The sequence below is a fragment of the Pseudoalteromonas sp. HM-SA03 genome (assembly GCF_002289345.1).
In the GTDB taxonomy this organism is placed as follows: Bacteria; Pseudomonadota; Gammaproteobacteria; order Enterobacterales; family Alteromonadaceae; genus Pseudoalteromonas.
On the sequence record NZ_NSDG01000022.1, the window covers coordinates 1 to 23,385 of the forward strand.

Here is a 23,385-nt window from a genome sequence, read left to right on the forward strand (position 1 = left end):
TTTTATAACCCTAACCGATTGGTTGGGGTTTTTTTATGCCTCAATTGTAGGTCGAGATTTATCTCGACGAATTGGCTTGCTAAACAGCGGCTTTTTCAAGTTTAAAGCATATCTAAAAACTTTATGAGCGTAATATGAACTTTTGCACTAATTGTGCAAGAGCGGTTGCTTGTTCACGCAACTCTTCACTTGAATGAGCTGCTACTTGGGTGTCTTGCAATGAGCTACGACTAGACTCTTCAATATGTGATACATCCCGGGCCATTTCACTCGCAACAACTGACTGCTCCTCTGTCGCTGTTGCAATGGATTGGATCATAGTTGCGATTTCTGATGCACTTTTGACTATTTCTTCAAGCTGAGTTCCAGCTTCTTCCGCCATTAATACACTCTGCTCAACTTGATTCACGCTGCTTTGCATAGAAGAGACTGCATGCTCTGTTTGTAATTGGATTGATTGTACTGTTGATACAACTTCTTCTGTGGCTTGTGAGGTGCGTTCAGCCAGTGTTCTTACTTCGTCGGCCACAACGGCAAACCCTCTGCCTTGTTCGCCAGCTCTTGCAGCCTCAATTGCCGCGTTAAGCGCCAGTAAATTGGTTTGTTCTGCAATACTGCCAATAACGCTAATTACATTGCCTATTTGACTACTTAGCTCCCCCAAGTTGGTTACGTTGCTAGCGGTACTTTGTACATCTTTTGAAGCTGCACGGATTTTTTCTATGGTTTCACCTACCGACTTACCTCCTTGGCTGGCGAGAGATCTTGCTTGATCTGCATGGCCCGCGGCGACTTGACTCTGTGCTGCAACTTCGGAAACGGTCGCGCTCATTTCTTCTATCGCCGTAGCAACTTGAGTTGATTGATCTGAAGAGGATTGGCTACGTACGGCAATTTGGTTATTTGTAGCGGCGATATCACTGCTCGATGTACGGACTTCTCCAACGACCTTACTGATTTCTTTGAGCAGGTTATTCAATGAAGCTGCCATTTTATTTGTTGACGAGGCAAGGCTATCTATTTCATCTTTGCCTTGATGGACGATATCGGGCTGAGAAATATCGCCATTACCCACTCGCTCCGCAACTTCAAGTACTTGATTCAGGCGGTTTATGATGGATTTATTCATTGAGTAAGCCACTATCACCCCTAATATTGCTGCAACGATACAAATGATAATTATAATTAAGAGTGTTGAGTTGAGGCCATTGACTAAATTATCAAGAGACCTGATTGCGTCTTCTCTTTCTTCGTTGGCAGATACTGTTAAGATTTTATTTAGTGGATAAAGGTAAGTATCATCCGCAGATTTTAAAGTCCGGTTACTATTTTCTAGACTTATATTTTGAACATTGAACAACTCAGTCTGAATGTGATTTTGGTATTGAGATATCAAGCTCATTATTCTAGCTAGCTTTTCACGGTCTGAAGCTTTATTTGATTCGTAGATATAAAGCGCTTTATGTGTTTCTTTGAATTCTTCAAATTGCTTATCGAATAGCTGCTTTTTGCTTTTATCACCGTTTGCATACTCGAGCGCTGAGGCTTCTAACTTATGGCCAATACCTAATAGTTGGTTGTAGTAGATCATGCCTGGAAGATCATCATTTTTGATCTCAAAAGCACGAGTGGTTTCTGACGAGACTTTGAACCATACTAGGGTGCTGGAGAATGTCATCAGAAAGATTAGCGTACCAAAGGCAAGGTAAAGTTTTTTACTTAATTTCATTGTTACCACCTGAATATCAAATTTTGATTACATCATATCCTTGATACGTATTTCGCGGGCTAACTACTAATGTTACATATTAGCAGATTCTTGAGTGACGATATGAGATTCACAGTGACAAAAATTTCTCTTAGCTAATACACATACACTTTAGTGAGATTAGATGCAGTAATTATTGCCATTAACTAAATTTCATCTTGGGATGATTGCGCTGGGTACTGCTGGGCTGCCACGCTAGGTAGTCGTTGTGTTATCGATTCAATTTTCACTGCTTTTCAATCAATCTCCACTTTTCATCGCCATCTAACATTGAGCTAATAGCAAAAGTTGTTTCGTTATCACCATTAATTTTCTCGACTATTTTTTCTTGTGTCTTTTTTACGACATAACTTTTAACTGAATCAACTTGTGTAGAGGAAGTAACCCCTAATGGTTTAACTATAGGGCTTTCAGGAAACCAGCTATCATAAATTAATATCTGTGTTACTTGGCCTATAAGAGTTTAGTTTGATAGTGCATGTACTACATTTGTGTGATCTTGCACTTAGTCCTTGCCATTTTTGAAGTGGTTGATGAGTGATACGAGCGTCCATCTTTTTGGGTTTTTGCTTTTTCGTAAATTGGCGGTTTTCGGTAAATTGCCTATGATTTTGTAATTAAATTGGTTTATTGTAGATTTAAGCAGCTAAATTTTATTAGGCAAGAGAGGCGATGAAGGTAACCGTAGAAAAGCAAACCATAGTGCTGTTATCGTTGTTTACCATCGTGTTCTGGAGTTTGACTTTCTACGCGGTAAATCTTATTTCTCACTCTATTGTGGTTCAGGAAGTAAGCGAAAGAACCGAAACGGTAAGGTCTAACATTTCACTTGTCCGCGCCAAAATTGAAAACGCCATATTTATGGACACCTATCTGGCTGAAAGTTTAGCTACCTTTGTTACTATCGACCCTGATTTTGCAATTGAACATTGGTCTCATGTGGTTGCTAAAGCTGTTGAAAAGTCGACACTTATTCGTCATGTTGGCCTCGCACCAAATAATATCATTAGTCATGTCTATCCAGTTGAAGGGAATCGAGCAGCTATCGGTTTCGATTTTCGCACTAACCCTGAACAATTTCGCACTGTTGAAATTGCAAGAATCTCTCAAAAAGTATTTATCGCCGGTCCATTACAGTTAGTACAAGGCGGTGAAGCCTTGATAGCGAGGTTTCCTGTGTTTTCAGATTATCCGAGGAATGAAAGCTACTGGGGCGCGATTAGTGTAGTTCTAGATTATCAAAAGCTGCTCGAATATAGTGGTATTAGCGAGTTGGACAGCGCCATTTTAGCGATTCGAGGCCGGGATGGACTAGGTGAACAGGGGGATGTCTTTTATGGCACTGCTACCTTGTTTGAAACACCAGATTTAGTCATCCCAATTAACTTACCATCTGGTGAATGGCAACTTGTAGCTGATTATCAAATAGACGAGAGCACTTATGCAAAAGCAAGACAACAAGCACAGATTTTGGTTACTGCTGTTGCCTCAATATTGTTTCTCTCGTTATTAGTGCTCTATCGATCGTATCACTTAGCACATACAGCCTCGCTGCAAGATGATTTAACCAAGTTACCCAACCGTCGCTATGCGATTAGGCAACTCAATACGTTACTTGGTCGTTCAGAACAACCATCATTTGTGTTGCTTAACCTCGATCTAAATAATTTTAAGCAAGTAAATGATAAGTTTGGTCATGAAGTGGGAGATAAGCTGTTACTCCATGTTTCGTCAATTTTGATGAACTCGGTGCGAGTGTACGACTTTATCGCGCGTTTAGGGGGAGACGAGTTTATTGTTATTTTGCACAGAGTGTCAGAGGAAGCTTTGGTTAACTCAATTATAAAAAATATTAAGGAGCAGGTTGCAAGTCAACCCTTACACGTTGACAGACACATCATTCAAATATCGGTGAGCATTGGTTACGCTTTTCCTACAGCAAACCAAGATAGTGTCTCAGGCCTCATGGCGCGAGCCGACCACAACATGTATTACGATAAAAATCTGTCGCAACGACAGCAAAAAGAAAGTGAGGTTTTGGAAACAAATCAGGAAACCCATTAGAACTATACTAAGCTTACAGAGTATCAATTAAGTGGGAATGTGCCGTGCAGCTAAAGCAGTCAGTTCTATTTTTCAAAATTGCCGCGTTGACTTCTGCGATTGTAATTATATTCGTCAGCTGGTTTTTGTATTACGAAGTGAGTCGTAGTGCGCGCCTTACTGCACAATTCACTCAGCTACAAACCGCTCTACAACGAACCATGGATCAAGAAGAGCATATTCTTATTCGAGCACAAAAAGATGACGTTTCTGCCATCCCACAATTAAAGTACAGCTATCAGGATAGCTTTAGTAACTTACTTAATTCTATGGCCAATGAAGGGGCCTTGTTGCCTTTACTATTACAACTCGATGAACTGTCAAAATCCTACTTTGGTAAACTGGATGAACTTGTCCGCTTGCATGAGCTGCTCGGCTATGACGAAAATGCAAGCATTTATGGTGAATTTAGACGTAGCGCTCATGCTTTACAGGAGCGAATTTCTGGTAAGGCCATACCTCAGTTGGAAATTGCTATATTGGAATTAAGGCGTCGAGAAAAAGATTTTTTGTTAAGAGCTGACTTGGGTTATTTGCAGCAGCACGAACAACTAGTCATACATGCTAAGCAACTAATCAAAGACAGTGCGCTTAGTGAAGAGGTAAGCAACTTGCTTAAACGTTATGAAGCGGGTTTTGCAAACTATGTTGCTATTTTGAGAAAGCTAGGTTTGCACGATGGAGAAGGCGTGCGTGCAGAGCTGTTCACCGAGAAACAAAAATTAAGAAGCCAGTTTGAACTGGTATCAATCCGTACCCAAGCCGTTACGCAAGAACGTAAAGAAAGTATCATTTTATATGGTCTTATTTTAATTGTACTGATGAATATTGCCGTGCTTATCTTACTTAATTATCAAAATAGCAAAGTCACACGGCATATACTGGCTATCAATAAAGTACTCGTAAAAGTTGCTAAACTTGAAGACTTTAGCTTAAGGGTGAATATTGACGGCAACGATGAGATTGCACAAATAGGTCACCAACTTGATGACCTATTGGCATTTATTGAAACCTTGCTTGCGCGTCTGAGCGCAGCGCAGCAACGCTTGATTGAAGAAGCCAAAATGGCGAGCTTAGGAAATATGGTGAGTGGCTTTGCTCATGAGCTTAATACGCCGCTTGGTGTTGCTATTACCAGCCAATCGCATTTAAAAGAGCAAGTTGCGACACTAAAATCACAACTTGAACTTGGTAAGTTACAGCGGCAAACCTTGACGACACTAATTACCGAGGCAGAAGCAGCGCTATATTTATTAGAAAACAACCTCCACCGTACAGCCTCGCTAGTAGATGATTTTAAGCTAGTGGCAGTGAATCGAGAGTTTGAAGAAAAGAGTACGTTCAACCTTAAGCATTTAGTTAAAAATGTCTTTGATTGCTACCAATCAGAATTAAACCAAGAAGACTATGCCATTGCACTCGAAATCCCCGAAAACTTAACTTTAATAAGCTACCCGTCGGTGTTTAGCCAAGTTGTTGGGTACAGTATTAACAACTGCATCAAGCACGCCAAGATTGACGGGCAAAAGCTCAATATTGTGGTATCTACCGTGCTAATTAATGACTATATCCATTTTTATTTTAAAGATGATGGTGCCGGTATAGATAAAGAGTTATTGCCTGCTATATTTGAGCCTTTCGTTACTTCAAAACGTTTTTCGGGGGGGACAGGACTTGGCTTGAGTATTGTATATAACTTAGTAACACAGAAGTTGAAGGGCGAAATCAAAATGCAAAGCCCTGCGCATGGCGGTGCCTGCTTGCATATTATTTTAACCGGAACAGAGTTTAATTTTACAGAAGAGTGAGTAATCTGAGCTTCGGATAATTAACGCCTTTCTAGCAGCCAGTTTTTGTGCTAACTGCGTTGAATCTAGCTATTGGTGCATAAATTCGCCTTGCCTACAGGATGTAGGTACCAGGGCGGTAGCAGGACGTGAGAGCGGGGTTATCCCCAAAACTCTCTAGCTAGATAAGGAAATAATTTAATGTGAGTTTAAAAGCAATTAGTTAGCTCACTCCTTATCCAAACCCCAGGTTAAGTAACCGGAGCGTGGGATAACAACTCGCTCTCGCGCGGCCGTTATATCTTATACCGATTTGCTTATCTGAATACAGCTTATGTAAGGTAAATAAAGTAAAAAAGCCAGCATGACTGATCATGCTGGCTTTTATTCGGTTCATTGGCAGTAGGAGTTAGCCTTTTTTGCTCGCTACCCACTCATCAACAAATAATTCAAGCACGTTTAGTGGAACTGGGCCATTTTTCAGTACGACGTCGTGGAACTCACGAATATCAAACTTATCGCCTAGTTCTTTCTTAGCGGCTTCACGAAGTTCTAGGATCTTCAACATCCCCACTTTGTACGCAGTGGCTTGTGAAGGCATAACAATATGGCGCTCTACCATCTTCACTGCGTCTGACTTAGCATTTGGTGTGTTGTTTACGTAGTAATCAATACCTTCTTGACGTGTCCACTTCATTGCGTGGATCCCTGTATCTACCACTAAGCGGCATGCACGCCATAATTCCATCGCTAAGCGACCAAAGTCTGAATAAGGGTCTTCGTATAAACCCATTTCTTTTGGCACAAGCTCAGAATATAAGCCCCAACCTTCGATGTATGCAGTGTAACCACCAAACTTACGGAATTTAGGCATATCTTCTAGCTCTTGAGCAATTGCGATCTGCATGTGGTGACCCGGAATACCTTCGTGATAAGCCAAGGCTTCCATTTGATAAGTTGGCATCGCTTCCATGTCGTAAAGGTTTGCATAGTAAACACCAGGACGTGAGCCGTCAGGCGCGGGTTGCTGGTAGAAAGCTTTACCTGCAGATTTTTCGCGGAATGCCTCTACGCGTTTTACTATCATGTCCGCTTTTGGCTTAACGATAAACAGCTCATCCAAGCGTGACTTCATATTATCGATCATCGCTTTGGCTTCGGCTAAATATTGTGCCTTACCAGCTTCTGTATTTGGAAGGTAAAACTGCTTGTCGGTTTTCATGAACTCCATAAAGGCTTTTAAATCGCCTTTGAAGCCCACTTTCTCTTTGATTGCTCGCATTTCGTCATGAATACGCGCCACTTCTGATAAACCGATTTCGTGAATTTCTTCAGCGCTTAATGCTGTGGTTGTCGTACGTGCTAGGGCGTTATTATAAAACTTTTCGCCGTTAGGGAATTTCCATGCACCATCACGATTGTCTGCTTTTTTCTCAAGTTTATGTAGGTAACCAATCAACTTGTTATAAGCAGGCTTTACTGCTGTTGTTAGCGCGTCTGTTGCTTCTTTTACCAGCGCTGATTTCTCGTCTTCACTGATTTCAAGTGTTGCTACTTTGCGTTTGAAATCAGCCAGTAACGTTGAGTCGTCACCCGCAGTAAATGGCGCACCTTTGATGATATTTTCACTTGATTCAATGACGTGAGGGAAAACGAATTTCGGCGCAATAATACCTTTATCCGCACGCGCTTTTAAGTCAACGATGAGCTGATCAAATACAGCCGGTACGCCATTTAAACGTGAGATATACGCTTTGGCATCTTTCACATCGGTAATTTGATGTTGGTTGATTAAAAATGCAGGCACCATTGAGTGTGTACCATACATCTGATTTACCGGATAAGAATGGTAACGCCATTTAAAATCTGCAATGGTGTTTTCAAGGCCTTGCTTGAATAAGTCGTAGCTCACTTGCGTATTGGCATCGAGCTTACTGCGATCAATCGCATTAAGCGCGGCTAAGTCTTGTTTCGTCAGTTCAAGATCTTCAAGTTGTCGCGCTTCACTGCCGTCATCCCACTTGTCGTAGTCTTGTTTGATACCCATATAAGTTTGGTAAACTGGGCTACGCATTACGCCACGGGTAAACGACGCTTCAAAAAGTGCGTTTGCCTTTTCTACTTCACTTTTTACGACTTGTTGTTCAGCTTTTGGAGCAGGTGCTGGAGAGTGTGTGGTTTGTTGACAGCCAGCAAAAAGCGCGACGCTTACCGCTGCTGCTAAAATGGTTAATTTACGCATTTTATACCCTTTTATTATATGTTGCCGAATGGCGGTTTTCATGCGGGTTGCAGTGAATATCACCCGCATTATTTCTATGTTAAACAAATAACTCTAGCAGATCGTTGAGGTATCGGTGGCCTTTATTTGTAACTAGCCATGAATCGTTGGTTTCCTCAATCAAACCCTTATTTACGGCCTCAGCAATTTGCGTTGCAATCGCGCTAAGTTCAAGGCCTGTGTAGTCAACAAACTGTTGTTTTGATGCGGCGGTTTTTAAACGGAACACATTCATAAAAAACTCAAATGGTCTGTCATCGTTTGCAACATGCCACTGCTCATACAAATAGGGTTTACTCAGATCCATATAGCCGCGAGGGTGTTTTACCTTTACGGTTCTTAAGATCTGTTGCTGCTCAGGCAAAGTGATTTTGCCATGTGCACCACAGCCGATCCCGATATAATCGCCAAATTGCCAATAATTCAAGTTATGTCGACATTGAAATCCTGCTTTGGCATAGCCTGAGATCTCATATTGCTGGTAGCCGTGCTCCGCAAGTAATGCCTGACCTTGTTCTTGGATGTCCCACAGTGTTTCATCCTCAGGTAAAACCGGAGGTTTAGAGGCAAACTGCGTATTTGGCTCAATGGTTAATTGATACCAAGAAAGGTGTGGCGGTGCCATTGCTATGGCTTTTTCTAAATCACTTAAGGCGTCGCTAACAGATTGATTAGGAAGACCATGCATCAAATCAAGATTAAAGCTATTTAACCCTGCTTGATGTGCTTCTTGAGCGGCATTTAGCGCTTCTTGCTCGCCATGAATACGACCAAGTTGAGTAAGCTTTTCCTGTTGTAAGCTTTGTACACCTATCGAAATACGATTGATGCCAGCCGCGACATAATGTTTAAAACGATCTGTCTCAACAGTGCCTGGATTTGCTTCTAAAGTGACTTCAATGTCATCCTCAAAACCAATTAGCGCCTCAATTTCACTGAGTAAATAGCGGTACGCTTCACCTGAAAGCAGGCTAGGGGTGCCACCGCCAATAAAAATACTACTGAGTTTACGGCCCTGAACATAGTGAAGATCGGCTTTGATATCGTGGAGCAAATGTTGAATATATTCCGATTCAGGAATATCGCCCTTTTTACCATGGCTGTTGAAATCACAGTAAGGGCACTTTTGCACGCACCAAGGTACGTGCACATAAAGACTTAATGGAGGTAGTTTCACGCGAGGCCTTGAAAGTGACTGACGAGTTGTTTAAGTGCCTGTCCTCTGTGGCTGATTGCGTTTTTTTCTTCCTTGGTTAGCTCTGCTGATGTGCAGTTTAAACCTTGTACCTTAAAGATTGGGTCGTAACCAAACCCTTCTCGGCCTTGTTGCGTTGTGGTGATTTCACCTTCCCAACTTGCCTGACAAATAATCGGCGTTGGGTCGTCAGCGTGGCGCATATAAACTAAAACACACCAAAAACGGGCGCTGCGCTCAGTTTGTTCGCCAAGCGCTGCAAGCAAGTGATCAATATTTTTTTGGTCGTCGGCGTTTGCGCCAGCATAACGCGCTGAATATACTCCAGGTGCGCCGTTTAACGCGTCTACCTCAAGGCCTGAGTCATCGGCAATGGCAGGCAAGCCAGAAATCTTAGCAGCATGACGTGCCTTGATAATGGCGTTTTCCACAAAGGTCGTGCCGGTTTCCGCAACCTCTGGCACGTTGAAATCACTTTGCGGTAATACCTCAATGTCATACTGATTTAGCATCGCGCTAAGCTCTTTGACTTTACCTTGGTTGCCCGTGGCAAGTACCACTTTATTTGACATATTTTCTCTACTCTACATAAAACTTTTGTGAGAACGTGAGTTTGCGGCTTTGCTTACCTTCACTGATCTCAATGTCGAAACGAAAAATATCTTCATCGTCGTAATCTAATTGGGCAAGATAGTATATTGCCTCACCTTCCACGACTTCTTTAAACTCTAGCTGTATGGTTTTACCAAGTAAGTTTTTGGCGCTTCCTGCAACGCGAGCTTTGACTGCTGGTTTTCCTGGCTTGTCGGCCAAGACCGAGATATTCACAATCGCTTTGTTACCACTACGAATTAAACCATACGCTTTTGCAATTGTGGGCTGAACAAAGGTAGACGGGAAGGCGATATAATGCACTTCCCAAGGACCTAAGTCTTTAAATTGACCGCCTTGTTCATCTTGAGCGAATACGCCCGGTGCAAGCAGCATCATTAACGCAATAATAAATGGTTTCATTGGGATGCTCCTATCTCAGTAAATCCATCATTAGGATCTGCAAAAATTGCATGCCGATAATTAAGACTAAAATAGATAAGTCCAGTCCACCTAGCGGTGGGATCACTTTACGAATAGGTCTTAGCATCGGCTCTGTTAATTGCTCGAACACGGCGGCAACTGGATTGTAGCCTTGCGCTACCCAACTTAAAATGGCACGAATAATAAGGATCCAGAACACCAGACTAAATGCTTCTTTTACTACCGTAATAGCGCCACCAATCAGCGCGCCTAAAGCGTCAAAGTAACCACCGAATAACGCCATCAGCGTCGCCATTTTGGCAAAGCCAATAATGAATGCCAGCACCAAAGAGGCAAGATCTAAACCGCCTACACCCGGAATGATTTTTCTCAGTGGGTTCACGGCAAAAGAGGTTGCTTTAACAACCGCTTGACTTAGCGGGTTATAAAAGTCCGCTTTGACAAGCTGCAACCAGAATCGTAGTAATACGACCATTAAAAATAGATCAAATACGATCCCGACTAAAAATTGCATGGCATTCATTGGTCACCTTTAGATTTCTTTTTCCATTGCTTCAGCGCGCGCGATACATGCATCCATCGCGTCCGCTACGGTTTTTGGTAATTGCTGTGCTTTTAAGTGCTCAACGGCTGCGTGGGTTGTGCCACCTTTAGAGGTGACGTTAGCGCGTAGCTGAGCAATGCTAATTTCAGGTTGCGATAATGCCATTTCAGCCGCGCCTAGCGCAGTTTGCTGCACAAGCTTTCTGGCTTCCTCAGGACTAAAACCGAGGGCTTTAGCTTTTTCTTCAATGGCTTCCATAAATAAGAAGAAATATGCTGGAGACGAACCCGTTACCGCAATAACGTCGTTGATTTTCGACTCTTCATCAAGCCACAGGGCAATACCTGTGGATGAAAATACTTGCTCAACATAGTCTTTTTCTTCATCGCTGATGTCGACGCCATACAAGCCAGACACACCGCGTCCAAGCAACGATGGCGTGTTAGGCATACAGCGCACCATTTTTACCGGTTGGCCGAGCATTTCTCTCAGTCGTGCAACGGTAATTCCAGCGGCGACAGAGATAAACAGTTTATTGCTAATATCAATATCTGCATCTTGAAAGGTCTGACACAGCTCGGCCATCATCTGTGGTTTTACAGACAAGACAATGACGTCAGCCGCGGCGACTGCTTCTAGATTATCTTGTGTTGTTCTTACCGATAATTGCTCTGCGACTTTGGCAAGTTTCTCTGCATTGCGGTTGGTGGCAATAATAGACTGCGCGTCAAAGCCACTTTTGATCATGCCACCGATAATGGCATAGCTCATATTTCCCGTTCCAATAAATGCAATTGTCTTGTTTGACATTGTGTTATTCACCTCACTGTCGTTTGCCAAAAATATCAGTACCAATGCGAACCATAGTGGAACCTGCTGCAATCGCAGTGTCTAAATCACCACTCATTCCCATCGATAAGGTATCTAGCTGTTGATATTGGTCCTTTAGTCTATCAAAGCAAGCGCGCATTTGCTGGAAATATTGTAATTGCTTTTGTTTATCATCGGTTTGCTCTGTGATAGTCATCAAGCCACGAAGCTCCAATTGACGACAGTCATTAATAAACTGCGCGAGCGTATCAACCTCATCGGGATGACAACCTGATTTGTTGTCATCACCGCTAATATTGACCTGCAATAGCACCTTGAGTGGCTTCAAGTTTGTTGGTCTTTGCTCATTTAGCCTGCGTGCGATTTTCTCTCTATCCACGCTTTGTACCCAATGAAAGTTTTCGGCGATTAATCTTGATTTATTGGACTGGATTGGACCGATAAAGTGCCATTCAAGCGCCTTGTTTTGTTTAAAATAGGCAACTTTATCAACCGCTTCTTGTACGTAAGATTCACCGAATTGGGTTTGGCCCGCCGCAATCGCAGCCTCAATATCGACGATAGGTTTGGTTTTAGAAACCGCGAGTAATTGTACTGTTTCGCTGAATTGACAGTTTTGTTTGGCTTTTTCTATCCTGCCGTAGGCGTTATCTAAGCGTTCTGCTATTGTAACCATATAGTACTAGTGCTCATTGTGGAGTTATAAATGGATATTACAGAATTATTGGCTTTTAGTGTTCAACACAAAGCATCTGACCTACACCTTTCTTCGGGTGTTTCCCCTATGATCCGTGTTGACGGGGACGTACGTCGGGTGAATATTCCGCCGTTAGAAGCAAAAGACGTCAGCAGCCTCATCTACGATATTATGAATGATAATCAACGTCGTGACTATGAGCAAAACCTTGAGGTAGATTTCTCGTTCGAAGTGCCAAATCTGGCGCGTTTTCGTGTTAACGCCTTTAATTCAAATCGTGGTCCTGCTGCGGTGTTCCGTACCATTCCAAATCAAGTGCTGAGCTTAGATGATTTGGGGGCACCAGACATTTTTACCAAAATTTCCGACAACCCACGCGGCTTAGTATTGGTAACCGGCCCGACAGGTTCTGGTAAATCAACCACGCTGGCTGCGATGGTGGATTATATTAATAACAACAAACATCACCATATTCTAACCATCGAAGACCCGATAGAATTTGTTCACGACAACAAGCAAAGCCTGATTAACCAACGTGAAGTACATAGAGACACGCACAGCTTTAACGCGGCGCTGAGAAGCGCACTCCGTGAAGACCCAGACGTTATTTTAGTTGGTGAATTACGTGATCTTGAGACCATTCGTTTAGCGCTAACTGCCGCGGAAACAGGCCACTTAGTATTTGGTACTTTGCATACTACCTCAGCACCTAAAACCATCGACCGTATTGTGGATGTGTTCCCAGGTGAAGAAAAAGACATGGTGCGATCTATGCTGTCAGAGTCGCTACAAGCGGTGATTTCACAAACGTTGGTGAAAAAAGTTGGCGGCGGGCGAATCGCAGCGCATGAAATCATGCTCGGGATCCCTGCTATTCGTAACCTTATTCGTGAAGACAAAATTGCACAGATGTATTCGGCAATTCAAACCGGTGCAATGCACGGTATGCAGACCATGGATCAATGCCTTACAAATTTATTAAACCGTGGTTTGATCACTCAGCAGGATGCGCGTGCAAAAGCGCATGACAAAAATCAGTTTAATAGCGGCTATTAAGTAGTGGTGTAGCGATGAATATAGAACCGTTTTTGCAAACGATGGCAAATCAGCAAGCATCCGACTTATTCGTTTCGGCAGGACTTGCGGTGAGCGCCAAAATTGATGGCGAGCTAAGAACTTTGAGTGAAGAAAGCTTAGATGCCGAGCAGTCACTGAATCTTGTTACCTCGATTATGAGCGACAAGCAAAAGCAAGAATTCTTTAACACTAAAGAGTGTAACTTTGCGATTGCCAATGATATCGGGCGTTTTCGTGTTTCAGCATTCTGGCAACGGGATTGCGCGGGCATGGTTATCCGCCGTATCGTTACTGCCATTCCAGATGTCAATGAGTTAGGTTTGCCGTCGGTACTGACCGATGTGATCATGTCCAAACGTGGCTTGGTGTTATTTGTGGGTGGTACGGGCACGGGTAAATCAACCTCGCTTGCAGCATTGCTTGGCTATCGTAATCGTAACCAACGTGGCCACATTTTAACCATTGAAGACCCCATTGAGTTTGTGCATCAACACCAAAAAAGCATCATTACTCAGCGTGAAGTGGGCATTGATACTGACAGTTTCGAATCTGCCTTAAAAAGCTCATTACGCCAAGCGCCAGATGTTATTTTAATTGGTGAAATTCGCTCGCAAGAAACCATGGAGTATGCATTGAGTTTTGCGGAAACAGGGCATTTATGCGTTGCAACCTTGCACGCCAATAATGCCAATCAGGCCATTGACCGTATCATGCACTTAGTCCCTAAAGAAAAGCACGATAAACTGAAGTACGATTTGGCGCTGAACTTACGTGCTATTGTGGCGCAACAACTTGTGCCTTCTTCAAAGGGCGAAGGCCGAGAAGCTGCCATTGAAGTACTACTTAACTCCCCACTCGTTGCCGAGCTTATTAAAAAAGGCGATATTGGCTCAATTAAAGAGGCAATGGCCAAATCGAAAGACATGGGTATGCAAACCTTTGACCAAGCGTTGTTTGAGCTTTATAAGCAGCAGCGGATCAACTATGCCGATGCCCTGCATCATGCTGACTCGCCAAACGATCTTCGGCTGATGATAAAGTTGCAAAATAATGAACAAAAAGGTGCGGGTTTCCTACAAGGAGTTACGGTAGATGGGTTGGATTCGAAGAACTAAACGCAGCCATCTATTCTTCGCTTTTGTGCTGGGCTTTGCTGGTGTACTGAATGCCAGCGAAGCGCTTAATGTTTTTATTAGAGATGATGTCCTCGCTAATTATCAACGTTTTGTTGGTGAACGCGATGTCACAAAGATCACCGATTTTAGTGGCCAGTATTTACGTCGTGATGTTGTCGATATGGTGATAGCACAGCAAGCCTTACAAAAAGGTGGTTTCGACAAAACGTTTATTTTTACTCCAGGTTTTGTCAGTTTTCGTGAGTCCAATTTGCTTGAAAAAGGAGAGCAACTACTTCACTTTGATAGCTATTGGAAAGCAGACCTTGAAAATAAAGGCCGGCTGCTTTTTATCAGTGAGCCCGTTATTCAAAAAGGCCAGTATTTTGCTGGTATTTATCACGGGATAGATAACCAAAAAGTAAAGCAGCTAAAAGAGGAGCAAGGTCTCACCCAGCTAACTTCGGTATCCAATCCTAAGTGGCAGACCGATTGGCAAACTTTAGAGTCACTTCCGCTTAAACAGCTTCATGCTGAATCCGATTGGATGTCACAAGCGCGTATGGTGAGCAAAGGTTGGGTCGACTTTATGTTGATGCCACTTATGCCGAAGCGAGATAATCGCTTTGTTTTGGAAGATGTTGAGCTCATTGCTAATGAGCATCTAGTCGTGCTGTTAAACGACAGCAGACATTTTGCGGTGTCTCGGCTTCATCCTGAAGGCGAGCGAGCGTTTGCTGCATTACAAAAAGGCCTTGCAATACTACGTGAGCAAGGCCGGATCACAAGCGCATATCAGCAAGCAGGGTTAATACCTGATTTGAATAAGTATCAAGTCGTAAACCCTACACAGGAGCTTCGCTAGTCATTTATACGCCTACTCGCGGCTTGCTAGCTGTACAAAAATGGCGATTTCACCATAGTGTTTAGAGGAATAAGAATTGCCTTATTGCAGGTGATTGAAGGAGTTGAGAGTCCGTTAAATATGAGGACTTTTACAGTTAGCCGTACCTTTAATATCAGAATTGAATTTTTGATATTAAAGGTCGCGGAGCGAGATTGATATTTTTAGTGTGTTATCGCTACACCGACCACGCAGTGTATAAATATCAATTCACTTGGTGGAAAATAAAGCAGGCCCAAGAGTTAGGCGGGCTATTCTATTCCCACATCGCTTCAAAGTAGCTTTCGAGAATAATACAAGCGGACATGCCGTCTACCTTACCTTTTGCGAGGTTCTTATAGCCACCTTGTTCAAATAAGCGTGCTCTGGCGTCAGCTGTCGTCAAGCGCTCATCTTGTGTTTCTACCGGCAACCGGAAGCGGTTATGCAGGCGGTTGGCAAACTTTTTTGCCCTGAATGTTAAATCTTGATTGGTACCATCCATATTCAGTGGTAAGCCAACCACTAATAAATCAGGTTGCCATTCGTTAATAAATATGGCGATGTCATCCCAATTTGGAATGCCATCATTTGCCTTTACAGCACCTAAACTTGATGCGGTTGCGGTGATTTCTTGGCCGATAGCCAAGCCGATACTTTTAGTGCCAAAGTCAAACCCGATGACGCTACGTTTACCTTTAGGCACTTTTTCTTTTTTGTTTTCCATGAATACTTCGTTTATTAACCTAAGCTCAAAATGACAGGTTAGTTACGCATGACCCGCTTGCGAGCTTAATTGTGCAACGTCGATACCAAGCATTTGCACTGCTTTTTCCCAACGCTTTTCGGGTGGCGTATTAAATATGATTTCGGGGTCAGCCTCGACGACTAACCAAGTGTTTTCTTTCAGTTCTTTCTCTAGCTGACCACTTACCCATCCGGCGTAGCCCAAAGTGATGATAAATCCTTCGGGAGAGCGTGATGACGTTAAAGAGGCTAAGACATCTTTTGATGTGGTGATCATAATTTCAGAGCTAAGCTCTTGGCTTGAGGCGTAACCAAACTTTGGCGTATGTAATACAAAGCCTCTGTCGGTGTGAACAGGCCCACCAGCGTAGATGTTTACCTTAGCCGCTTGGCTAGATTTGTCGTTATCGATATCAATTTGATCAAGCAATTCGCCCACGGTGATGTCGATAGGGTGGTTTACCACCAACCCCATCGCGCCATCTTCGCTGTGTTCACAAAGATAGGTTACCGTATGATTAAAAAAAGGGTCGTCCATGCTGGGCATTGCCACTAAAAAGTGATTAGCGAGTGATTTCATAACCTGACCCCCTTAATGGTTAATGTTTAGTATGGTCGAGTTTTCGCTCGATCGCATCATAAAGCTTATCCATAATTGAAATGTCATACGCCGCTTCAATTTCTTTCACGCAGGTTGGTGCAGTGACGTTGATTTCGGTGAGCTTATCACCAATGATATCCAGACCAACGAATATCAGGCCTTTTGCCTTTAACGTTGGGGCAATGGCTTCGGCAATTTTACGGTCCGATTCGCTAATAGGTCTTGCTTCACCACGGCCGCCTGCCGCGAGATTACCACGAGTTTCACCGCCTTGTGGAATGCGAGCCAAGCAGTATGGCATCACTTCACCGTCTACCACTAACACGCGCTTATCACCGTCTTTAATGGCTGGAATATAGTTTTGCGCCATCGCATAGCGAGAACCATGCTCGGTAAGTGTTTCGCAGATCACGCCAATATTTGCGTCATCTTGTTTCACTCTAAAAATAGACGCGCCGCCCATCCCATCTAACGGCTTGAGAATGATATCGCCATGTTTAGCTAAAAACTCGCGAATTTGTGATTGATTACGCGTAACCAAAGTATCTGGAGTATGTTCGCTAAACCACGCCGTAAAGAGCTTTTCATTGGCGTCGCGCAGGCTTTGTGGTTTATTTACTACAAGCGATCCCGCAAGTTCAGCGCGCTCAAGAATATAAGTGGCGTAAATATATTCAGTGTCAAAAGGCGGATCTTTACGCATTAAAATAACGTCAAGGTCGCCCAAATCGATTTCTTGTTTCTCAGCTAGTTCATACCAATGGGAAGTATCGTCAAAGACCTGCGCTTTTGCTGCGGTCGCTTTGGCAACGCCTTGGTACAAGAAAAGGTCATTCATTTCCATGTAATACAATTCATAGCCGCGCTGCTGGGCCGCCAGCATCATGGCAAACCCGGTGTCTTTTTTAATGTTAAAGCCACTGATTGGATCGGAAATGATCCCTAATTTAATCGTCATAGACGCTCCCATTGCGCTTGCTGAGTTTACCCATGATATGGGGGTTGCTCTGTATATTTAAAGTGCTAAATCGCCAAATTGTAGCTGTAGTGCGCTCAGTACCGTTAGCGCTGCAGTTTCTGTACGAAGCACACGCGGGCCTAAACGGACATCAACAAACCGCTGTTGAGCGGTGGCGTCGAGCTCTTCATCGGTAAAGCCGCCTTCAGGCCCCACCAAAAAGCGGATCCCAGACTGGCTATACGGCAGTGTTTTTATTGAATGTTCGGCGCGAGGGTGCAGTGTGATTTTTAACTCGTCGCTTTGCTGTGCAAGCCATTCAGACAACTCCACCGGCGGGTGAATAACAGTGATGGTATTACGTCCGGATTGCTCGGCCGCGGCAATTGCTATCTTTTGCCATTGCAGGTGTTTTTTTGCTAGACGCTCACCACTTAATTTAACGCCGCAGCGTGTGGTAAACAAAGGGGTGATTTCGCTCACGCCCAGCTCTACCGACTTTTGAATAGTGAAGTCCATTTTATCACCGCGAGAAATCCCTTGCCCAAGATGTATGGTAAGTGGAGATTCTACATTTTTGTCTTCAAATGATTCAGGTACAGCAACCACTTTCTTTTTCCCAACTTCACTTAATTGACATAGGTACTCGCCGCCCTGTCCGTTGAACAGGCTGACTTTATCTTTGGTTGTCATTCTAAGCACTCGGCCTATGTGTCCTGCAGCGTCATCATCCAAAGTAACTGGCACACCAATGGCCAAAGGCGAGTCTTGATAAATATGTGGAATTCGCATAATTCGATTATTCAGTTGCTGTTTTGTGGCAATGGTAAGCGCTTGTGCACGGTTAGTCTATATCATCCTGCCACTTTAGCTTTACCACATAGCAACCCGGTGAGCTTAGCAAGCATCAAGTCGGGGTCGGGTAAACCGGCAGTATCCGGATGACAAGATAAGTGATTGACTAATGCTTGTGAGTGCAGTTTACTGAGCTGAAAACCTTGCGGGGTTTGTTCAATTAAAAACCGATGTGGGTGAAGAGAATCAAAAATAAAACGCTGCTCCTCGGTGGCTAAATGATAGTCCAAAGAATAGAGCAGTACGGCATGAATGTTATGATGACGATGCAAATAGCTGGCAAGTTCAGATACACTGATTTCATTGTCAAAGTCACAATAACAGTAGTCTTTTATTTGCTCTTTAAACATCATCTTGAGCATTTGTTTGGTGTTGTCACCTGCGATAATTATATTACTGGCTTGGCTAGAGCGCACATTTTGCAAATGCTCGACGAGTTCTTGGCTAAAATCCCAATTGCTATCTACCAGTAAAAGTCCATCACTTAAAGCATTCATGCAGTATTGCGTTACACCGAAAACAAGTTAATAAGTAAATAGCCTATTGAGCAGAAAACTGCAAACTCCAAACATGCGATGCCAACGTTATCTTGGTGGTCTACCTCTAGACCAATATTGACCTTAGGTAAGGATAAATGCAGCAATACGTAACTACCAATGTAAAGAAAAAGCCACATTACACCGCAATGCATGACAACCGAAAACAAGTTCTCTACCACTTTTGCTCCATGGTAGGGAGCACTGTGCAGCCCCGCATACATGGCTAAAGAGAGGCCGATGGATTTGCCTGCATAGCGAATTCCGATAGAGGTGTTTCTGAGATTAAAATTTTGTTGTAAAGAAGCACCTTGGTTAAACTTGGCAAAGCGACTTTCTCTGATTTTACTATCTAATGTATAAAGCAGCTGCAATAGCATAAAACCGAGGGCTACGACTAATAGATCGCTCCAGCCTTTCGGGTGCACCCAATGATATAAACCAAGCACCAAAATGGTGTTACCAAGTAACATGCCGGAGTCCACCATCGCGGCGCAGATATTTTGTTTTAAAATCGCTTCTTCTTCGTCAAACTGATACAGAATCCATTTGCGATGGATCCATTGGCCGAAGTATACAAAGGCAATAATCAACCCAATATGTAAGGCCACTTGCAGAGGGTGTGCCTGCGCTCTCACCACACCTAAATCATTGAATAAGTATGCAACACAAACACACAGCATCGTCACTTGACTGGCATAGCTGATCCCAAGTGCAAAGTTGTCACGTTGTGCGAGCTCGTCATCCAGGAGATTGTTGGCGCTACGTTGGATCATTAAACGCAGCAAAATAGTCAAACCGCAGACAATGACAAAGCAAATCAAAATCGCTAAAAAGTTGATATTGTTTAAAGACAAATAACTCATACTCGGTGTAAGGTTGTGTTTTAGATAGAGTTACTATAACACTGCTCGCAAAGAGAGCCAGTCTACCGTGGAGTTTTTTATGTCGGAATTGTTTGTTCAAGCAGCGCTGAATACGCTTGCTCAAGAGCGTTACCAAATGATTTATGGTGATGCGCCGATGGAGCCCAAACTGGCACGGTTACTGGCATTGAGTGATTTTGCCGAGCGTACGCTTGCACGATTTCCTGAGTGGGGAGTTTGGCTGCTCGATGATACGCAGATGCAAATGCGCGACTGTCCTGATGTGTTTGACTTTTCCGCGCCATTAGTTGAAGAAAAACAAGCTTGGCAGCAGCTGCGTCACTATCGCTTAAAGTATTGGCTTAAAGTGATGTGGCTGGATTTGGTTGCAGGCAATGAGATTGATGACAGTATTCGCTATGTTTCGCAGCTGTCCGATACCTTGATTTCAAATGCGTACCGATGGGCGTACTTAAGCGTAGAAGCGCAATCAGGCTCACCAAAAGATGAGGCTGGTAACTCGATACCTATGACGGTATTAGGCATGGGGAAGCTTGGTGGTAAGGAGCTGAATTTTTCCTCTGATATCGATTTGATCTTTGCCTATCCACGAAGTGTCGACACATCCGGTGGCCGGCGTAGCATTGAGGCGCAAGTTTTTTACACTAGAGTGGCACAAAAACTTATTTCAGCGCTTAATCAAGTTACCATTGATGGCCAAGTATTCAGAGTCGACATGCGTTTAAGACCATTTGGGGATAGTGGTCCTTTGGTAATGAGCTATGCCGCGATGGAAGATTATTACCAAGATCAAGGTCGAGAATGGGAGCGCTATGCAATGTTAAAGGCGCGGCCAATTGGTGAGCCGTCGCCGTATTGGCAAGAGTTTTACCACCTAATTCGGCCGTTCGTCTATCGCCGTTATATCGACTTTTCTGTGATAGATTCACTGCGAAAGATGAAAAACATGATTGCCCAAGAGGTGAGACGCAAAGGCTTAACGAATAACATAAAGCTGGGCGCTGGTGGCATTCGAGAAGTAGAGTTTATTGTGCAGGCTTTGCAACTGATACGCGGCGGTCGCGAAACGCCATTACAAACCCCTTCATTGCTACAGGCATTAGAAGAGCTAGAAACGCTTGATATTGTCCCTGTCGAGGTCAAAAACTGTCTGCATGAGAACTATTTAGTGCTGCGTAAAGTTGAGCAATATCTACAAGCATTTGACGACAAACAAACGCAAACTTTACCCGACAACAACTTAGATTGCCTGCGCCTGAGCCACTTATTGCAATGTAACGATTACGCCGAAGTTGAGCAAATGCTAAAGGTTGTGACGCAGCATATCCGGGCTGAGTTTAGCCAAGTCATTGGTGAACCGCCTGAAGAAGAATTAGATGAAGACGATAGCGCGGTTTACGCGTGGCAAACGGGAGAAATTGCGCAGCTAGGCCAGTGCCGAGCTGCGCCGTGTTTTGAAACTTGGCAAACTGACTTGATGGAGTTTAAACAAGGGCTAAGTAAAAAGCAGGCGGGCACTCGTGGTCGCGATATTCTCGATAAGTTAATGCCAGCCTTGCTACGAGAGCTCAGTAAACAAAACATGGAGCCGGCGCTCGCTCGCGTGCTCAGTGTGATCAATAAAGTAGCGTCTCGTACTGCATATTTGGAGCTACTTTACGAAAATCACGGTGCGTTGACTCAACTTATCAAACTTTGTTGTCATAGCGCGTGGATTGCTGAGCATATTGCGAAATACCCGATCCTCCTTGATGAGCTTATCGACCCGCAAACTCTGTATAAACCTTTGCCATTAACGGCCTATAAAAATGAGATCCAGCAAGCATTTTTGCGTATAGATGAGCAAGATGTTGAGCTACAGATGGAAGCGCTGCGACAATTTAAACAAACGCATCAGCTAAAAGTCGCGGCTGCAGACGCCACTGGCGTGTTGGACATTATGAAGGTGAGCGATCATCTAACTGCGCTTGCTGAGGCGATTATTGCAAAGGCCGTCGATATTGCCTGGGGGCACATGGTCGCGCGTTTTGGTGCACCTGAAGGTGCAACCATAGAAGAAAAAGGCTTTGCTGTAATAGCGTATGGCAAGGCGGGGGGATATGAGCTCGGTTACAACTCAGATCTAGACTTAGTGTTTGTGCATAATCGTGACGGCGAAAGCCAAACTCAGGGTGATAAACCTATCTCTTCAAGACAGTTTTATATGAAGTTGGCGCAGCGTTTAATGCATTTGTTCAATACCAAAACGCTCTCCGGCATGCTTTATGAATTAGACACTCGACTTCGCCCTGAAGGAAACTCGGGCTTACTCGCTATCAATCTAGAAAGTTTTTACCAATACCAGTTAGAGCAAGCTTGGACATGGGAGCATCAGGCGCTAGTGAGAGCTCGTATGGTGTTAGGTGAGCCGAAAATGGCCGCACGATTTGAGGAAATACGCCATGCAATACTAATGCAGCAGCGAGACGTGCCTAAATTGGCGGAAGATGTTCGCAATATGCGTGAAAAAATGCGAGCCCACCTTAACCAAGATAGCGACAGTCACTTTGATTTAAAGCAGGGAATTGGAGGTATGACGGATATTGAATTTATCAGTCAGTACATTGTGTTGCGATATAGCAGTCAGTATCCAGCACTTTGTACTTATCCAGATAATATACGTATTTTAGAGCAAGCGGGTGAAGTTGAAGTGATTGATGGGAATGAAATGAAGCACTTAATCTCCGCATATTGTTTGTTTAGAGATCAATACCATTTTAATAGCTTAAACCAATTAGGTAGGGTTGTTGGGCGTGAAGCGTTTGACCAACACGCACAACAAGTCACTCAAGTTTGGCTGCGGGTACTTACTTAACCCGCTAGCTTACGGCAGTTTTCACGTACGTAAACGGGAGGGTTTTCGGTGATAACCGCAGCACGCTCTCGCGGACAGAAAAATGTGTAGACTTGAAACTCAAAGTCGTCGTTTATCGCCGTTCCAACCTGATAGAGTGCGGAAATAAAGTCGGTATCAAGACGGAAGTTGTATTTCACTACATAATCACGCTCTAGATACCAAAACAGTTCCACACCTTCTTCTTTGGCTTGTTTTGTAAGCACATCTTTTAAGGTATCGCCTGTGTCGAAGCGCCTTGGTTGTTTTTCACCAGTCCATTTAGGATTAGATGGCTTAACAGCAAGCGCTCTTTGTGCTAGCGCATCGTCAAGAGGGTAGGTGGGTTTTCCGAGTGTGATAACGTACTTTTCACGATCAGTATCACGATTGCTTATGCTATTTCGAAAACTTTCGTAAAATTGCGACAGGCCTTGCGCTGCAACATTGGTGGTCTCTCTAAAGTTCATGTCTTTAGAGGCACCAAAAAGAAAATAGTAGGCAGCCCAAATGAGTAACACACCTAGTGATAGGTGTTTTGTCCAAAACCACATTGACGATAATTTATTTTTTTTCTTCTTAGCCATTTCAAACTACTCCAAGACACTAGGCA

The 23,385-nt window shown here is 43.6% G+C and carries 21 protein-coding genes; 6 read left to right on the forward strand and 15 right to left on the reverse strand.

Annotation, left to right across the window (positions count from 1 at the left end):
* Positions 1-121: 121 nt before the first annotated feature.
* Complete coding sequence (locus CKO50_RS04260; RefSeq protein ID WP_095727147.1) at positions 122-1,729, reverse strand: methyl-accepting chemotaxis protein; 1,608 nt, start codon at positions 1,727-1,729, stop codon at positions 122-124.
* 711 nt (positions 1,730-2,440) lie between these two features.
* On the opposite strand from CKO50_RS04260, the gene CKO50_RS04265 reads away from it, so the two are divergent.
* Entirely contained in the window at positions 2,441-3,832 is a 1,392-nt protein-coding gene (locus CKO50_RS04265; RefSeq protein ID WP_095727148.1) for a diguanylate cyclase, read from the forward strand.
* 44 nt (positions 3,833-3,876) lie between these two features.
* On the forward strand, positions 3,877-5,679 hold the full coding sequence (locus CKO50_RS04270; RefSeq protein WP_095727149.1) for a HAMP domain-containing sensor histidine kinase: 1,803 nt from the start codon (positions 3,877-3,879) through the stop codon (positions 5,677-5,679).
* A 388-nt stretch (positions 5,680-6,067) separates the two neighbouring features.
* Here CKO50_RS04270 and CKO50_RS04275 read toward each other — a convergent pair whose 3' ends face one another.
* From CKO50_RS04275 to CKO50_RS04305, 7 genes are all read right to left on the reverse strand, one after another.
* The gene (locus tag CKO50_RS04275) at positions 6,068-7,900 is read right to left on the reverse strand and encodes a DUF885 family protein (protein WP_095727150.1); all 1,833 of its coding nucleotides are present in this window, start codon (positions 7,898-7,900) and stop codon (positions 6,068-6,070) included.
* Positions 7,901-7,979: 79 nt separating this feature from the next.
* A complete protein-coding gene (gene hemW, locus CKO50_RS04280; protein WP_095727151.1) occupies positions 7,980-9,116 on the reverse strand; it encodes a radical SAM family heme chaperone HemW in 1,137 nt (378 codons plus the stop codon).
* Positions 9,113-9,706 (reverse strand): XTP/dITP diphosphatase, encoded by a 594-nt coding sequence (locus CKO50_RS04285; RefSeq protein ID WP_095727152.1) that lies wholly within the window; start codon positions 9,704-9,706, stop codon positions 9,113-9,115. The genes hemW and CKO50_RS04285 overlap by 4 nt, the downstream gene beginning before the upstream one ends.
* A gap of 7 nt (positions 9,707-9,713) precedes the next feature.
* A complete protein-coding gene (locus CKO50_RS04290) occupies positions 9,714-10,148 on the reverse strand; it encodes a DUF4426 domain-containing protein (RefSeq protein ID WP_095727153.1) in 435 nt (144 codons plus the stop codon).
* A 10-nt stretch (positions 10,149-10,158) separates the two neighbouring features.
* Positions 10,159-10,692, reverse strand: coding sequence for a YggT family protein (locus tag CKO50_RS04295; RefSeq protein WP_010379021.1), 534 nt, complete (start codon positions 10,690-10,692; stop codon positions 10,159-10,161).
* 9 nt (positions 10,693-10,701) lie between these two features.
* Positions 10,702-11,523 carry a pyrroline-5-carboxylate reductase gene (gene proC, locus CKO50_RS04300; RefSeq protein ID WP_039494449.1) on the reverse strand — a complete coding sequence of 274 codons (822 nt, stop codon included), beginning with the start codon at positions 11,521-11,523 and terminating at the stop codon, positions 10,702-10,704.
* 13 nt (positions 11,524-11,536) lie between these two features.
* A complete protein-coding gene (locus CKO50_RS04305) occupies positions 11,537-12,220 on the reverse strand; it encodes a YggS family pyridoxal phosphate-dependent enzyme (RefSeq protein ID WP_095727154.1) in 684 nt (227 codons plus the stop codon).
* A 30-nt stretch (positions 12,221-12,250) separates the two neighbouring features.
* Here CKO50_RS04305 and CKO50_RS04310 point away from each other — a divergent pair, with 30 nt between their 5' ends.
* Genes CKO50_RS04310 through CKO50_RS04320 form a run of 3 tightly spaced genes read left to right on the forward strand, consistent with a single transcriptional unit; the run spans position 12,251 to position 15,298 of the window.
* Positions 12,251-13,297: a type IV pilus twitching motility protein PilT gene (locus tag CKO50_RS04310; protein WP_010379026.1), complete on the forward strand. Its 1,047-nt coding sequence runs from the start codon at positions 12,251-12,253 to the stop codon at positions 13,295-13,297.
* A gap of 14 nt (positions 13,298-13,311) precedes the next feature.
* Complete coding sequence (locus CKO50_RS04315) at positions 13,312-14,433, forward strand: PilT/PilU family type 4a pilus ATPase (protein WP_095727155.1); 1,122 nt, start codon at positions 13,312-13,314, stop codon at positions 14,431-14,433.
* On the forward strand, positions 14,411-15,298 hold the full coding sequence (locus CKO50_RS04320) for a hypothetical protein (protein ID WP_095727156.1): 888 nt from the start codon (positions 14,411-14,413) through the stop codon (positions 15,296-15,298). The genes CKO50_RS04315 and CKO50_RS04320 overlap by 23 nt, the downstream gene beginning before the upstream one ends.
* A 295-nt stretch (positions 15,299-15,593) precedes the next feature.
* Here the strand turns inward: CKO50_RS04320 and ruvX are convergent, their stop codons facing one another.
* The 6 genes from ruvX to CKO50_RS04350 all read right to left on the reverse strand — a co-directional run bounded on the left by ruvX (position 15,594) and on the right by CKO50_RS04350 (position 19,879).
* Positions 15,594-16,043 (reverse strand): Holliday junction resolvase RuvX, encoded by a 450-nt coding sequence (gene ruvX / locus CKO50_RS04325; RefSeq protein WP_095727157.1) that lies wholly within the window; start codon positions 16,041-16,043, stop codon positions 15,594-15,596.
* Positions 16,044-16,085: 42 nt separating this feature from the next.
* Positions 16,086-16,643, reverse strand: a complete 558-nt coding sequence (locus CKO50_RS04330) for a YqgE/AlgH family protein (RefSeq protein WP_095727158.1) — start codon at positions 16,641-16,643, stop codon at positions 16,086-16,088.
* Between the two features lie 19 nt (positions 16,644-16,662).
* The gene (gshB, locus tag CKO50_RS04335; RefSeq protein ID WP_095727159.1) at positions 16,663-17,622 is read right to left on the reverse strand and encodes a glutathione synthase; all 960 of its coding nucleotides are present in this window, start codon (positions 17,620-17,622) and stop codon (positions 16,663-16,665) included.
* Positions 17,623-17,679: 57 nt separating this feature from the next.
* Positions 17,680-18,414: a 16S rRNA (uracil(1498)-N(3))-methyltransferase gene (gene rsmE / locus CKO50_RS04340; protein ID WP_095727160.1), complete on the reverse strand. Its 735-nt coding sequence runs from the start codon at positions 18,412-18,414 to the stop codon at positions 17,680-17,682.
* A gap of 62 nt (positions 18,415-18,476) precedes the next feature.
* The gene (locus tag CKO50_RS04345; RefSeq protein ID WP_095727161.1) at positions 18,477-18,974 is read right to left on the reverse strand and encodes a hypothetical protein; all 498 of its coding nucleotides are present in this window, start codon (positions 18,972-18,974) and stop codon (positions 18,477-18,479) included.
* Positions 18,975-18,985: 11 nt separating this feature from the next.
* Positions 18,986-19,879, reverse strand: coding sequence for a hypothetical protein (locus CKO50_RS04350; protein ID WP_045989157.1), 894 nt, complete (start codon positions 19,877-19,879; stop codon positions 18,986-18,988).
* Between the two features lie 79 nt (positions 19,880-19,958).
* On the opposite strand from CKO50_RS04350, the gene glnE reads away from it, so the two are divergent.
* Positions 19,959-22,754, forward strand: a complete 2,796-nt coding sequence (gene glnE, locus CKO50_RS04355; protein ID WP_095727162.1) for a bifunctional [glutamate--ammonia ligase]-adenylyl-L-tyrosine phosphorylase/[glutamate--ammonia-ligase] adenylyltransferase — start codon at positions 19,959-19,961, stop codon at positions 22,752-22,754.
* On the opposite strand, the gene CKO50_RS04360 is transcribed toward glnE, so the two are convergent.
* On the reverse strand, positions 22,751-23,359 hold the full coding sequence (locus CKO50_RS04360) for a TcpQ domain-containing protein (protein ID WP_095727163.1): 609 nt from the start codon (positions 23,357-23,359) through the stop codon (positions 22,751-22,753). The two genes, glnE and CKO50_RS04360, sit on opposite strands and share 4 nt — an antisense overlap.
* Positions 23,360-23,385: the final 26 nt, after the last annotated feature.